14 protein-coding genes are annotated in these 14,538 nt (G+C 38.8%); 10 read left to right on the forward strand and 4 right to left on the reverse strand.

All coding sequences use genetic code 11. The features are described 5' to 3' along the window. Nucleotides 1–421: 421 nt before the first annotated feature. Nucleotides 422–988: an LURP-one-related/scramblase family protein gene (locus FFM51_RS06305; protein WP_179950448.1), complete on the reverse strand. Its 567-nt coding sequence runs from the start codon at nucleotides 986–988 to the stop codon at nucleotides 422–424. Between the two features lie 244 nt (nucleotides 989–1,232). On the opposite strand from FFM51_RS06305, the gene FFM51_RS06310 reads away from it, so the two are divergent. Genes FFM51_RS06310 through FFM51_RS06325 form a run of 4 tightly spaced genes read left to right on the forward strand, consistent with a single transcriptional unit; the run spans nucleotide 1,233 to nucleotide 3,965 of the window. Further along, a complete protein-coding gene (locus FFM51_RS06310) occupies nucleotides 1,233–1,940 on the forward strand; it encodes a uracil-DNA glycosylase (protein ID WP_137597793.1) in 708 nt (235 codons plus the stop codon). A 19-nt stretch (nucleotides 1,941–1,959) separates the two neighbouring features. Continuing rightward, a complete protein-coding gene (gene pta, locus FFM51_RS06315; RefSeq protein ID WP_137597794.1) occupies nucleotides 1,960–2,937 on the forward strand; it encodes a phosphate acetyltransferase in 978 nt (325 codons plus the stop codon). Nucleotides 2,938–2,995: 58 nt separating this feature from the next. Beyond that, nucleotides 2,996–3,472: a tRNA (adenosine(37)-N6)-threonylcarbamoyltransferase complex ATPase subunit type 1 TsaE gene (tsaE, locus tag FFM51_RS06320; protein ID WP_414691956.1), complete on the forward strand. Its 477-nt coding sequence runs from the start codon at nucleotides 2,996–2,998 to the stop codon at nucleotides 3,470–3,472. Continuing rightward, nucleotides 3,462–3,965: a GNAT family N-acetyltransferase gene (locus FFM51_RS06325; RefSeq protein WP_137597796.1), complete on the forward strand. Its 504-nt coding sequence runs from the start codon at nucleotides 3,462–3,464 to the stop codon at nucleotides 3,963–3,965. The genes tsaE and FFM51_RS06325 overlap by 11 nt, the downstream gene beginning before the upstream one ends. 75 nt (nucleotides 3,966–4,040) lie before the next feature. Here the strand turns inward: FFM51_RS06325 and FFM51_RS06330 are convergent, their stop codons facing one another. Then, nucleotides 4,041–4,577 (reverse strand): 3'-5' exonuclease, encoded by a 537-nt coding sequence (locus tag FFM51_RS06330; RefSeq protein ID WP_137597797.1) that lies wholly within the window; start codon nucleotides 4,575–4,577, stop codon nucleotides 4,041–4,043. Between the two features lie 77 nt (nucleotides 4,578–4,654). Further along, the gene (locus tag FFM51_RS06335) at nucleotides 4,655–5,410 is read right to left on the reverse strand and encodes an exodeoxyribonuclease III (RefSeq protein ID WP_137597798.1); all 756 of its coding nucleotides are present in this window, start codon (nucleotides 5,408–5,410) and stop codon (nucleotides 4,655–4,657) included. Between the two features lie 146 nt (nucleotides 5,411–5,556). On the opposite strand from FFM51_RS06335, the gene murB reads away from it, so the two are divergent. Next, the gene (gene murB, locus FFM51_RS06340) at nucleotides 5,557–6,471 is read left to right on the forward strand and encodes a UDP-N-acetylmuramate dehydrogenase (RefSeq protein ID WP_137597799.1); all 915 of its coding nucleotides are present in this window, start codon (nucleotides 5,557–5,559) and stop codon (nucleotides 6,469–6,471) included. 96 nt (nucleotides 6,472–6,567) lie between these two features. Next, nucleotides 6,568–8,670 carry a Na+/H+ antiporter gene (locus tag FFM51_RS06345; RefSeq protein WP_137597800.1) on the forward strand — a complete coding sequence of 701 codons (2,103 nt, stop codon included), beginning with the start codon at nucleotides 6,568–6,570 and terminating at the stop codon, nucleotides 8,668–8,670. A 1-nt stretch (nucleotide 8,671) separates the two neighbouring features. On the opposite strand, the gene FFM51_RS06350 is transcribed toward FFM51_RS06345, so the two are convergent. Further along, the gene (locus tag FFM51_RS06350; RefSeq protein ID WP_137597801.1) at nucleotides 8,672–9,331 is read right to left on the reverse strand and encodes a DUF1361 domain-containing protein; all 660 of its coding nucleotides are present in this window, start codon (nucleotides 9,329–9,331) and stop codon (nucleotides 8,672–8,674) included. 184 nt (nucleotides 9,332–9,515) lie between these two features. On the opposite strand from FFM51_RS06350, the gene cdaA reads away from it, so the two are divergent. The 4 genes from cdaA (at nucleotide 9,516) to glmS (ending at nucleotide 14,524) form a co-directional block, all read left to right on the forward strand. Continuing rightward, nucleotides 9,516–10,364: a diadenylate cyclase CdaA gene (gene cdaA, locus FFM51_RS06355; RefSeq protein WP_137597802.1), complete on the forward strand. Its 849-nt coding sequence runs from the start codon at nucleotides 9,516–9,518 to the stop codon at nucleotides 10,362–10,364. Next, nucleotides 10,354–11,115: a CdaR family protein gene (locus FFM51_RS06360; protein WP_170999584.1), complete on the forward strand. Its 762-nt coding sequence runs from the start codon at nucleotides 10,354–10,356 to the stop codon at nucleotides 11,113–11,115. The genes cdaA and FFM51_RS06360 overlap by 11 nt, the downstream gene beginning before the upstream one ends. Nucleotides 11,116–11,167: 52 nt before the next feature. Further along, a complete protein-coding gene (glmM, locus tag FFM51_RS06365) occupies nucleotides 11,168–12,514 on the forward strand; it encodes a phosphoglucosamine mutase (RefSeq protein WP_137597804.1) in 1,347 nt (448 codons plus the stop codon). Nucleotides 12,515–12,703: 189 nt separating this feature from the next. Further along, nucleotides 12,704–14,524 (forward strand): glutamine--fructose-6-phosphate transaminase (isomerizing), encoded by a 1,821-nt coding sequence (gene glmS, locus FFM51_RS06370; RefSeq protein WP_137597805.1) that lies wholly within the window; start codon nucleotides 12,704–12,706, stop codon nucleotides 14,522–14,524. Nucleotides 14,525–14,538 lie beyond the last annotated feature (14 nt).

Raw genomic sequence — 14,538 nt, forward strand, 5'->3', positions numbered from 1 at the left:
TGTGAGCACCTGCGTATAGAAGTCGGAGTGTAACCCAAAAATCCCCTTTATCTAATTTGGTTTATGAATTAGATGAAGGGGATTTTTGGGTTACACGTAGACTTTTGCAGGTGCGAACACGTTTCATCAACAAAACAGTGCGAAATTTGGTTTATGAATTAGATGAAGGGGATTTTTAGGTTACACGTAGACTTCTGCAGGTGCGAACACGTTTCATCAACAAAACAGTGCGAAATTTGGTTTATGAATTAGATGAGGGGGATTTTTGGGTTACACGTAGACTTTTGCAGGTGCGAACACGTTTCATCAACAAAACAGTGCAAAATTTGGTTTATGAATTAGATGAAGGGGATTTTTTGGTTACACGTAGACTTCTGCAGGTACGAACACGTTTCATCAATAAAAATGAATCAATTATAATTTATTTTGGGTCACTAATATCTATTTTTTGCGAAAAATTTTGCGTTGGATTAGTCAGCATGCCACGTTGACGTTGTCGAACTTTTTTGGTTTGCCGATCTTGTTTCCGTGCCCAATGATCTAAAACACTAGCAACAACAATTGCGACCGGCTCTAAATCTTGCTCAACGACAGCGATTTCGTGATAGTAGCCACTCGTAAATTTAACTGGTTTGAACGAAAAGACTAATTGAGTACCATGATAAACACGATAACTATCTTTGAGAGTGTTACCAACAACAATCCAGTTTAAGCCGCGGATATAAATGACTTCTCGTAAAAAGCCTAATGATTTTCCAACGGTTCCAATTTGTTTGTGATTTTGATAAATCGAAAATTTAGGTAAAATTCCCAGAGTTAGTTGTCTAATTTCTGCCAATAAATCACCATCAATAGCGTACAGTGATAAAACATCTTGCCGTAGCCCCCATTTACCAACGAGTAAATAGGTTGAGACCCCATTTTCATCTTTAATCACGGTAGCACCACGTAAATCATTCAAATGTTGGTGAATGTACAGTTTTCTCACTGGGCTCACTCCTAAAAGTAGAGTGTTAATTCATCCGGTTAGCTTTTATAGGCTAAGACAATTATGGGGTGTTCGCGAACTTAGCGAACGACCCATAATTGTCTTAGCCCCACAGAACGTTGGATGGAATTAACACGTTTCAGATCGATGTCAACTTACGATCATTCTACCATGTTTTATTATTATTAGCAGGAAATATCATTTTACAAATTAATATGCTAAAATAATGACTGAGGTGCTTTAAATGAAACCATTTATCCACAATGATTGGTGGGACGTGTTACAGCCGGAATTTAATCAAGCCTATTACGCTTCACTACATAACTTTTTAGTTGGTGAGTATAAACATCAAACCATCTATCCAGAAATGCATCATATTTTTGAAGCATTTGAATGGACTCCATTTCATGAGGTTAAGGTTGTTATTTTGGGCCAGGATCCGTATCATGGTCCGAATCAAGCACATGGATTAAGCTTTTCAGTTCTGCCAGGTGTTAAAATACCACCTTCGCTGCAAAACATTTATAAAGAACTTCAGAATGATTTGGGTTTTGAACCAGTCAATCATGGATATCTTGAAAAATGGGCGAAACAAGGGGTGCTATTACTTAATTCCGTTTTAACTGTACGGGATGGGCAGGCATTTTCACATCGTGGTAAAGGTTGGGAAAGATTAACCGATGCAGCAATTGCTGCGTTATCAAAGCGTGCTGAGCCTGTGGTGTTTATTTTATGGGGGAAAGCTGCACAAGCTAAAATAGAGTTGATTAACACGGAAACAAATATTGTGTTGCAATCACCGCATCCGAGTCCGTTTTCAGCTAACCGTGGATTTTTTGGTTCCAAACCGTTTTCAAAAACAAATGAAGCACTCAAGGCAATGGGAGAGACACCAATTGATTGGCAACTGCCTCAACACGTGACAGTTGATGATACCGATATCGCAAATTAATTAATTGGAGGCAGCAAAAATGGATTTATTTTCAGGTTTAGCAGCAAAGATTAAAGGTCAAAATAAGACAATTGTCTTCCCAGAAGGTGAAGATGAACGAATTTTAGGCGCAGCAATTCGGTTACAAAATGATGGCTTATTGACACCTGTTTTGTTAGGTGAAAAAAATCAAATCAAGGCTACAGCTGATAAAAATGGTTTTGATTTGACGAATGTTCAAATCATTGACCCAAAGGAATATCCTGATGCAGACAAACAGGCAATGTTGGATGCGTTGGTTGAACGACGAAAAGGGAAGAACACTCCTGAACAAGCTGCAGAAATGCTAAAGGATGTTAGCTACTTTGGTACCATGCTGGTTTACATGCACAAGGTAGATGGGATGGTTTCTGGTGCGGTTCATCCAACAGGCGATACTGTTCGGCCAGCATTACAAATTATTAAAACTAAGCCGGGAAGCAAACGTATCAGCGGTGCTTTTATCATGCAAAAGGGTGACCAACGATTTGTATTTGCGGACTGTGCAATCAACATTGAGTTAGATGCACCTGCAATGGCTGAAGTAGCAGTTCAAAGTGCAACGACAGCTAAGTTATTCGATATTGATCCTAAAGTGGCACTTTTAAGCTTTTCGACCAAAGGATCTGCCAAAGGTGAAATGGTAACTAAAGTCGCTGATGCAGCTAAAATGGCACATGAATTAGCACCAGACCTGCCCCTTGATGGAGAACTTCAGTTTGATGCGGCGTTTGTTGAGAGTGTTGGTGCTCAAAAAGCACCCGGCTCAGCTGTAGCAGGTCATGCCAATGTCTTTGTCTTTCCTGATTTACAATCGGGTAATATTGGGTACAAAATTGCACAACGTTTGGGTGGCTTTGAAGCAGTTGGTCCAATTTTACAAGGACTTAATGCGCCTGTATCCGATCTTTCACGAGGATGCAATGAAGAAGATGTCTATAAAGTTTCATTAATTACAGCAGCACAATCAGTAGAATAAAAGAAAATAAGGCTATGGCAATGGAATGTTTGTCACAGCTTTTTATTTAATAAACTTGGTGAATAAAATGAAAATAACATTAACGAGTAGCGACGCAACAATCAATTTTGGTAAATCAGTGGCAGATTTAGTTAGCGCTGGGGATGTTCTGGTATTGGACGGTGATTTAGGAGCAGGCAAAACCACTTTCACAAAAGGGTTAGCGGCTGGCTTAGGAATCAAGACGGTTATTAAAAGTCCTACCTTTACGATTATTCGTGAGTATCAAGATGGTCGACTGCCACTTTATCATATGGATGTTTATCGTCTTGAGAATGGTGGCGGAGCTGATTTGGGGTTAGAAGAATATTTTGATAGCGATGGAGTTAGTGTCGTTGAGTGGGCCCAGTTTGTGGCAGATGAACTACCAGCAAAATATTTGGCAATCAAGTTTGAGCGAACTGACAATGATGACACACGGATTCTTTCATTAGAACCGCATGGTGCTCATTTTGAACAAATTGTGACACAGCTGGAGCAACAATATGGACAATGAAATTAGTCTTGCAGTTGCAGAACCAGCTGATGCTGCAAAAGTACTCGCACTATTACGGTTGTTACAAGTTGAGTCTAAAATGTTTTCTGTGACAGATGGGTTTGAACAACTAACAGTTGATGAAGAGAAAAATAATTTAGCAAAAATTAATAATACAACTGATAACCTTGTTTTATTAGCTTGGAACCAAGATGATCCAATTGGTATTGTAACTGTAGCTAGGACTAATTCAAAACAACGTTCAGGCGAAGTTGGAATTGCAGTCCAAAAAAATTATTGGCATCAGGGGTTAGGCACGGTAATGATGGAAGAAGTTATCAATTGGGGACAAAACTTTAGTTCATTAGATAAACTGGCGTTAACGGTGGTCGCTGATAACCAAAACGCAGTTAAGTTATATCAAAAGGTCGGGTTTGCAACTACTGCAAAAACTAGCGTTGCTGGTGAACATGGGACAACTTTACCAGCATTACTGATGGAGTATATTTTATAAAGTGGTAGTTAAATTTATGAATTATCAAAAAACGTGATCAACAAGCCAGGCATGGCAATTGTTGATCACGTTTTTTTATTTCAACACTTTCACAAATGGTTTCAATGGTTCAATACCGAAATGTTGTTCTTGATATAATAGGATATTGGCACAAGCTTGACTGTCATCTAAAGCGTTGTGATGATGATCGAGTTCGATTTCTAGTTGATCGCAAACGGTGTTCAACTTGTGGTTCGGAAATTCGGGAAAAAACTTGCGACTGGTTCGAACTGTATCTAAAGTCTGATAGATTGGTTGATTTAACCCATAGTGATCTAAACAACTTTTCAATACACCATTATCAAATGGGGCATTGTGCGCAACAACTAATTTATTACGGTCAAAGAAATTTCCCACATGTTCCCAGACAGTCGGAAAAGTGGGTGCATCTGCAACATCAGCTTGGGTTAATCCGTGAACCTGAGTATTACGCCAACTAAATTCAGTTTGGGGGTTAATCAATGAATAAAATTCATCAACAATTTGGTCGTTTCTGACAATGGTTAACGCAAGCGAACACGCACTAAAACGTTTAGCGCTAGCTGTTTCAAAGTCCATAGCTACAAAATTCATTTAATCACCTGTTATTCAAATTAATATATCTAGTTTAAGCGAACGTGTGTTTTATTGCAATTATTTTTAATTAGCTACTATAAATCAACATCAAGTTCTACCGGACAATGATCTGATCCAAAAATTTCGGAGTGAATTTTAGCATCATCTAATTGGTCCTGCAGATTGCTGGAAGTTAGAAAATAATCAATCCGCCAACCAGCATTCCGATCACGGGCGTTAAAACGGTAAGACCACCAGGAATATTTTTCGGCTAAATCAGGGTAAAAATGGCGAAAAGTATCTGTAAAACCACTGGCTAATAGTTTGGTGAATTGATGCCTTTCCTGATCTGTAAAACCAGCAGAATGGTGATTACTCTGTGGGTTTTTGAGGTCGATTGTCTCATGAGCAACATTTAAATCACCACAAATTAAGACGCTTTTTCGTTGGGCCAATGAATTGAGATAATCTTTAAAGGCTTTGTCCCAGCCAGCACGAAATTCCAGTCGTTTGAGTTGCTGACCTGAGTTAGGGGTGTAGCAATTAACTAAATAAAATTGATCGTATTCAAGTGTAATAACACGTCCTTCAGTATCATAGTCTTCAATGTTCATTCCGTAGGTAACATTTAGTGGTGCTTGTTTTGCAAAAATGGCAGTTCCAGAATATCCTTTTTTTTGAGCATAATTCCAGAATTGATGATAACCGGGAAGGTCTAGTTCAATTTGACCAGCCTGCAATTTAGTTTCCTGAATACAGAAAAAATCTGCATTGAGCTGATTAAAAGTTGCCATAAAATCATGTGTAACTGCTGCACGAATACCATTAACATTCCATGAAATAAATTTCAAAATAGGAGCCTCCTGAACTTGATGATTAATCGCTGTACCCATTGTAATGGTCACCGCTCTAATTAGTAAAGGTAAATTAATTTTTACAGTTAAGGTTTCATGGTACAATATTGTATATTAATGAATAATTTTAAAGGACTGCTAGTATGCAAAGTGAATTGGAAACAACATTTACTAATATTAAGATTTTAAAAAATGCAGCATTGGCCGATTATACCAATACTGACACCGGTGGGCCCGCTGACTGGCTGGCATTTCCTGAAAATGTAACAGAAGTCAAACAACTGGTTAAGTTTGGTAACCACCATAATCTACCAATTACAGTGATTGGTAATGCAAGTAATTTAATTGTTCGTGATGGTGGGATTGCAGGCTTGGTCATTATTTTAACTGCGATGAAAGCTATTACGGTTAACGATAACCAAGTAACTGCGCAGGCTGGCGCAGCACTAATTAGTGCTACTAAGGTGGCTTGTGAGGCCAGACTGAGCGGACTTGAATTTGCAGCAGGTATCCCTGGTAGTGTCGGTGGCGCCGTATTTATGAATGCTGGTGCATATGGTGGCGAAATCAAAGATGTACTAGCATATGCAACAGTTTTGACGGCTACTGGTGAAGTGATTGATGTTACTAACGATGAACTTGAATTTGGTTATCGGCATAGTAATATTCAGGATCATCAAGGAGAGATTGTTTTAGCAGCAACCTTTAAGCTACAACCAGCTCCATTTGAACAAATTAAACAGCAAATGGATGATTTAAACGCTCGGCGAGCAAGTAAACAACCGTTGGAATGGCCATCTTGTGGGAGTGTATTCAAGCGACCAACTGGCTATTTTGCTGGGAAATTAATTCATGATGCTGGATTACAGGGCTACACCAGTGGTGGTGCCCAGGTATCAACGAAACATGCCGGTTTTATCATTAATATCGGTGGTGGTACTGCTACTGATTACTTAAAGGTTATCGCTCACGTACAAGCCACCGTTTTGGCCAAGTTTGGGGTTCACTTGGAAACCGAAGTACGAATTATTGGTCGTGGCAAGGATGAACAAATTTAATTAAACACTATTCTGATGAGTGAGACTGACGAAAAAATATAATTTTAGCCAAGTCTCACTTTTTGTACATTTTTATTTGTGGAGGGGGAATTTCATTTGCCAATTATCGAAGCAGTTATTTTTTTAGTTGTTTTAGTGCTAGTATCAAATATTTTTGGACATTACATCAAAAAAGTTCCAGTTAGCCTAATTCAAATTGGACTAGGCTTGTTGGTAGCATTATTGTTTGACGTTGAGATTCCACTAGAAACAAATTGGTTCTTACTGCTGTTTATTGCACCATTGTTGTTTAATGATGGGCGTAATTTTCCCAAAAGAGAACTCTGGCAATTACGCGGGCCAATTTTTGCGAATGCCATTATTTTAGTGTTTGTAACGACCATTGTCGGTGGCTATTTGATTTATCTATTTGTGCCACGAATTCCACTATTAGTTTCATTTGCACTGGCAGCAATTTTATCGCCAACGGATCCGGTAGCCGTGCAATCGATTGCTAAACGAGCGAAACTGGATGAATCAATTCTTCATTTAGTTAGTGGTGAGAGTTTAATTAACGATGCATCCGGACTAATTGGATTTAAATATGCGATTGCAGCAGTTACTACTGGCTATTTTTCTGCTACTAAAGCGGTCGGAGATTTCACATATACGGCAGTTGTCGGTTTAATTGCTGGTCTAGTAGTAGTTGTGCTCATTCAATTATTGCGCGATTTATTACATAATCAAGGAATTAATGATGTGGTTTTTAATGTGGTCTTTAAAATTATGACCCCATTTGTGGTTTATTTATGTGCTGAAGAATTATTTCATGCCTCTGGTGTGATTGCGGTGGTGGCTGCCGGTGTCTTTTCTAATACACGAGAAGGTAGTGTGGTGGAAGAATTGCCAGAACTTCGGTTAGTCACTGAACGGACGTGGGACTTACTAGTATACTTGCTTAATGGCATCGTGTTTGTCATTTTAGGAATTGAGTTGCCGATCGCGATGCGAGTGGCTTTACGTAGTGGGGATATTAACAACTGGACAGCTATTATGTACGTTTTTATTGTTTGGTTAGTTATTTTGTTACTGCGAGTTGGTTGGATTTATACTTACGAGTTGTATCAACGGTTTGTGCGCAAAACAAAACGGCCTGTTAGCCTCAAGTCAGCCTTTTTAGCAGGGTTATCTGGTGTTCGTGGAGCAATCACGATGGCTGGTGTATTATCTGTTCCAATTACGATTAAGAGTGGGGCACCATTTCCGGAACGGTCACTAATGTTATTCATTGCGGCCGGCGTTATTATTTTAAGTATGGTTGTAGCTGCGATAATGTTGCCATTAATTTCTAAAACTGATTTTTCTTTTTTGACACGAGGCAGTGAACCAGATCAGGTGGATGAATTAATGGATGAAGATGAGGAACCAGATCATTTGCAGTACATGAGTGAAAGTGATGCTCGATACTTTTTAATGCAGCTGGCAATCCAAACAACTGAAGAAAGCCGACGTGAAGAAAATCAACAGGCCGCATATGATCTTATCTTGAACTATCAATTACTAATGCGACGGTTACAACTGAATTCACAATCAGATGAAGTTCTAAAAGTAATGTTGCAACAAGAAATTAAACTCCGGCAAATTGCTTTTGCTGGGGAACGAAATGCTTTGATCAAAATGCTCAATAAAAAAGTAATCACCAATAGTGATTACTACTCTGCTTTGCGGCGAATTGATCATTTAGAGCAACGACTTGCTCACGACTTTAATTCACCAACCAGTTGGTGGACGATTAAACGGTTGCGATTACTGTTACGAGGTACGTGGCATTCATTTTACTGGTGGTTGAGTAACAAGGATGAAGACGTTAAAAAACGTAAAATGATTGATCGTGAAACTGCTAAGGCAGCGATCAAGGAGTTATCTAAGTATGCTGAAGATGCAAAAAGCGAAGGAGTTGAACTAAATCGCCAAGCTATCTATCACTTAATTGTCAGTTACCGAAATCGCATTGAGCGGATTAAACATCCGCGCTCTAAATCAGGGCAGTCATATCAACAACAGTCTGAAACTTTGAGAATACAGGCCTTGAGCGCTCAGCGTAACGGAATCTTACAGTTATTAGATGGTCAACGAATTTCTCGAAAAACGGCTCAGAAATTACAATCGTATGTTAATTATTCTGAAAATGTGGTGATGCTAACCACGACTGAGGAATAGTTTAATCGCTTAAATCAGTTCGGTGAATCTCAACAATCAGCCAATATAAAATTAACTGAACAACAGTTAAAATTAATGTAAATAGCCACATGTTAGTGCTCCACATACTGCTAATTTGTTTAATGAACCAAGTTGGTGTTAGTAGGATATATAGTGAGTGAATTCTTAAAAAGCGACCGATATAGATGCCAACACTCGATAAGAAAGTAAAAATTAAAGGATAAAGTAATGACGCGCCATGCAAATGGGGTGTCATTTTTGTGGCTAAAAGATGACAAAGCTTATACAGTTGAAGGGTTCCAAGCAAGGCACAACTGAGTGCACTAATGACTAAGAACGCAAAGTTAAGCCAGATCTTAGGATCTGATTTTAATAGACCGGTTATAAGATTGTGAGGATGCAGTAGTGAAAGGTGAAAAAGATCAGTTAGGACATAAGGTGCGTTAGGATAGAATAAGAGCCAAACTAATAATAAAATTACGAATAATAATGAGTGCACTTTTTGGATACGATGTAACTGAAAAGATAGTTCAATTGGAATATACCCTAAAAAGGTGTTTAGCGCCAAGAATCCAAATGGAGCTTTAACAAAGAATATTAAAATTGCTATGTAACAAACAAAAAAGATTCTAATACGCCAATTGAAGTTTATTTTCGACATTGATTTCACCTCCCATCAATCTTAAGAGTACCAACTTAAGAGTACCAAAAATTGCCTAAGTTAGTTTTAAAAATGAAAACTATTTAGTAATTTATTAATATTTTTGAGTATATTTGTTGTTTCAATAATTATTAATCGGTCTCCATGATATAATAGAGACTGTATTTTACTTGGAGGTAATGCTATGGCATTTAGTTGGGGCGAAATCCTCACATGGCAAAATGTTATTCGTCTGATTGACATCGGTGTTGTGTGGTTTTTAATCTATGAATTAATGATGTTGCTACGCGGAACAAGAGCAGTTCAGTTGTTTCGGGGTATCATAGTTATTATTGTGGTTAAATTAGTCAGCTGGTACGTCGGGTTGAGTACCGTTTCGTGGATTATGGATCAAATCATTAACTGGGGCGTTATTGCAATGGTAGTGATTTTTCAACCAGAAATCAGACGAGGACTTGAACATATCGGCCGTGGAACAGTCTTTACTCGTAATCGGCGAGAAAACGAGAAAGAAGAGGCACTCATAAATCAGCTTGATCAAGCATTACAATACATGTCTAAAAGAAGAATCGGTGCACTAATTACCATGCAGATGGAAACTGGTTTGGAGGAGTACATTGAAACTGGAATTCCGATGGACGCCGATGTTTCTGGGGCACTATTGATTAATACTTTTATTCCGAATACTCCACTCCATGATGGGGCAGTAATTATTAAAGATAATCGGATTGCAGTAGCAGCAGCGTATTTACCGCTGTCCGAAAGTAATTTGATTCCTAAAGAACTGGGGACAAGGCACCGTGCAGCTGTTGGTATTAGCGAAGTTACAGATGCATTGACAATTGTTATTTCTGAAGAAACCGGTGAAATTTCAATTACTAAAGATAATGAGTTATTACGTGGTATGACTCGCGATGATTATCTGAAATTTCTTCGTGACCAGTTATATTCTCATGAAGTCGAGAATCGAAATCCCATTGCTGAATTTATTGAAGGTATCTTTAATAAAGGAGGTCGAGACAATGAAAAATAACGACAAACATGTAGGCTTATTCAATAATCGCTGGTTTTTTAGAATAATTACATTAATTTTTGCGGTCTTATTATTTGTTTACGTCAACGGCAGTAAGTTGGATAATGTCCGCCATGGTTCTGATAACGGCAAAAATTCAATTCTAACCTCTAATAAGAAAAAAACAATCTCCATGCCACTTGAGCTCAGCGTTAATAGTGATCGGTATGTCGTTTCAGGCTATCCACAAAACGTCAAAGTTGAAATTCAAGGACCCGCAGCATTAGTTACTACCACAACGAACACTCAAAATTTTAAAATTTCAGCTGATTTAACATCCCTAGGTGCGGGTAAACATAAGGTTAAGTTGACGCAGTCTGGTCTTAATAATGACCTTAGTTATCAAATTAAACCCAGAACAATCACAGTTGATATTCAAGCTCGCAAAACTGTTACAGTACCGGTTAATGTATTGCTCAGTCAAAAGGAAATTGCGGATGGTTACAAGCTCGGAAAAGCAACTTCTTCGGCTCAAACAGCAACGATTACTGGTTCGGTCGATGAAGTTAATAAAGTCGATCGAGTGGTGGCTTCAATTAATGTGGCTAAAGACACAAAAAAAGACATTAATAAACGAGTAACGCTGCAAGCAATTGATCAAAACGGGAACACAGTTAGTGTGGTAATTACACCACAAACAACGAATGTGGTTGTACCAGTAACTAGTGATGAGAGTAGTTCATCAAGTAGTAGTGAGAACTCCTCATCATAGCAAAACACGTTAAGCAAATAAAAAAGTGAACTAAACGAAATGAGGAAAAATAATGAATCTAAAATATTTTGGTACCGACGGAGTCCGAGGGGTTGCCAACCAAGAGCTTAGCCCAGAATTGGCATTTAAACTAGGACGAACTGGTGGGTATGTACTGACACAGCATTCTCAGCGCAAACAACCACAAGTGCTGGTATCACATGATACAAGGATTTCTGGTGAAATGTTAGAAGAAGCACTAATTGCTGGATTACTATCAGTCGGTATTGAAGTGTTACGTTTAGGGATTGTTACGACCCCAGGGGTGGCTTATTTAGTTCGCGCTCAAGAAGCAGACGCTGGTGTCATGATCACCGCTTCCCATAATCCAATTCAATATAACGGAATTAAATTTTTCGGTGGTGATGGGTTTAAACTATCTGATGAACTAGAAGCTGAAATTGAAAAGTTATTGGATGCACCGACAGATGATTTGCCTCGACCGGCCGCTGAAGGGCTGGGGAAGGTATCTGATTATCATGAGGGAGCATTAAAGTATACCCAATTCTTAGAACAAACAGTTTCTGGTGACTTAAATGGTTTAACTATTGCTGTTGATGCTGCTAATGGCGCTACTAGTAACTTTGTTTCATCTATTTTCGCGGATATGGATGTTGAGTTTAGCACAATTGGAACTTCACCAGATGGGTTAAATACGAACTTAGATGTTGGTTCAACGCATCCAGAAGCGTTGCAAAAGTTTGTAGTGGAACAGCATGCACAACTGGGAGTCGCTTTTGATGGTGACGGAGATCGATGCATTGCGGTTGATGAAAATGGGGCCATTGTTAATGGTGACAAAATTATGTTTATTTGTGGTAAATACATGAATGAACGTGGCCGGTTAAAAAAAGATACTGTTGTAACAACGGTAATGAGCAATTTGGGTATGTATAAAGCATTGGAAGCAGCCGGGATGACCAGCGTTAAAACTAAGGTTGGCGATCGCTATGTCGTTGAAGAAATGCTTAAAAATGGTTATAACTTGGGTGGCGAACAATCTGGTCATATTATCTTTTTGGATTTTAATACAACCGGAGATGGGATGCTAACAGCGCTACAGTTATTATCAGTGATTAAACAAACTGGTAAACCACTGTCTGAGTTGGCACAAGAAGTAACGGAATATCCACAGGAACTGGTCAATATTAAAGTTGCTGACAAGCAGGCTGCACTAAAAAATGAAGCACTGTTGGGTATCATCGCTCAAGTTGAACATGAAATGAACGGTGATGGGCGTGTATTAGTACGACCAAGTGGCACTGAACCACTTTTACGAATCATGGCAGAAGCACCAACTAAAGAAGAAGTTCATGAATATGTTGCTCGAATTGCCGCAGTGGCAGAAAAAGAACTTTAATCTAAAAACTGACTTCTTAATTTAATGAGAAGTCAGTTTTTAAAGTTTATTTAAAGATAGACCAATTTGCATCTAAATTGACATTCTTTTAGTAAGTTATTATCATGTTTAGATGTATACTGAGATATGTAATAAAAACGTGTACTATACCAATTGAAAAACATTTATTGATAAAGGACGGGAATTGACATGTGTGGAATTGTAGGCATCACAGGAACAAAGGCGGCTGTTTCTGTATTAATTAATGGGTTAGAGCGATTGGAATATCGTGGATACGATTCTGCGGGAATCTATGTCAACGATCAAACTGGCACAGATTATTTAGTCAAACGAGTTGGTCGCATTAAGAATTTAAAATCAGCACTGACTCCTGAAATTCAAGGGTCAACTGGGATAGGACACACACGGTGGGCAACTCATGGAGTTCCTAGTGAAACTAATGCGCATCCTCAATATTCAGCAGACGAACGTTTTTACCTCGTTCATAACGGTGTCATTGAAAATTTTGAACAGCTTAAGCAAGAATACTTGGCCGATGTTACCTTTCAAAGTCAAACTGATACAGAAGTAATTGTGCAGTTAATCGATTTGTTTGTGGTGGAGTATCAGATGGACACTAAATCAGCATTCTTAAAAGTGTTGCATTTAATTAGTGATGATTCGTCATACGCGTTTGTATTGATGGATCGACAAACCCCTGATACTTTGTATGTGGCTAAAAATAAGAGTCCCTTACTGGTTGGTGTTGGGGATGGATTCAACATGGTGGCTTCAGATGCGGTTGCCATGTTGAAGGAAACCCATACTTTTATGGAAATTCAGGATCGTGAAGTTGTGATTGTCCAGCCAGGTGGCGTCGTTATTCGCGATTTTGATGGTAATGAAATGAAACGCGATACTTTTCGGGTTGATATGGATGCTAGTGCCGCAGATAAGGGCACATATCCATTTTATATGTTGAAAGAAGTGGATGAGCAACCTGCTGTAATGCGTAAATTGGTACAAGAGTATCTCGATGAAAATGGTAACCCAGTACTTGAACCAGAGTTACTTTCTCAAATGAAACAGGCTGATCGACTTTATATTATTGGCGCTGGAACAAGTTACCACGCTGGTTTAATTGGTGCGCGGTTGTTTGAACGTTTAACTGATGTTCCAACGCAAGTGTTTATTTCGTCTGAGTTTGCCTATGAGCAACCAATTATGTCGGAAAAGCCATTCTTCATCTTCCTAACGCAAAGTGGCGAGACAGCTGATAGTCGTGAAGTTTTGGTTAATATCAAAAAGCAGGGTTGGCCAAGTTTAACAATTACTAACGTCCCCAAATCAACACTTTCTCGTGAAGCATCATTTACTTTACTACTACATGCGGGCCCAGAAATCGCAGTTGCTTCAACAAAGGCCTATACGGCTCAAGTAGCATTACAAGCTATTTTGGCAAAGGGTCTTGGCATTGCAATGGCTAAGAAATCGGCTGATGATTTTGATGTTAAACAGCAATTAGGTTTAGTAGCTGTTGGTATGCAGGCAATTGTAGACAGTAAGGATATGTTGGAATCTGTTGCCACCCGTTATTTATCTGAACCACGCAATGCGTTTTATATTGGACGTGGGCTTGATTGGTCAGTTGCTTTGGAATCTGCACTGAAGCTAAAAGAAATTTCGTATGTTCAAGCAGAAGGATTTGCTTCTGGAGAATTAAAGCATGGAACAATCGCTCTAATTGAAGATAAAACGCCGGTGATTGGGATCATTACTCAAGATCGGACTGCTGGTTTAACTCGGAGTAATTTACAAGAAGTAGTTTCACGAGGTGCGAGTGTTTTAACCATTGCTTCTAAGCATTTAGCACAGCCAGATGATACGATTGTATTACCGGATGTTGATTCACTTTTGACACCACTGTTGAGTGTTGTACCAGCTCAACTATTGGCATATTATACGAGCCTTGGTAAGGGACTAGATGTTGATAAACCAAGGAACTTGGCTAAATCAGTAACTGTACAGTAATTAATTATTGGATG

Origin of the sequence: Paucilactobacillus kaifaensis (genome assembly GCF_005405145.1) — a bacterium.
GTDB classification, from domain to species: Bacteria; Bacillota; Bacilli; order Lactobacillales; family Lactobacillaceae; genus Paucilactobacillus; species Paucilactobacillus kaifaensis.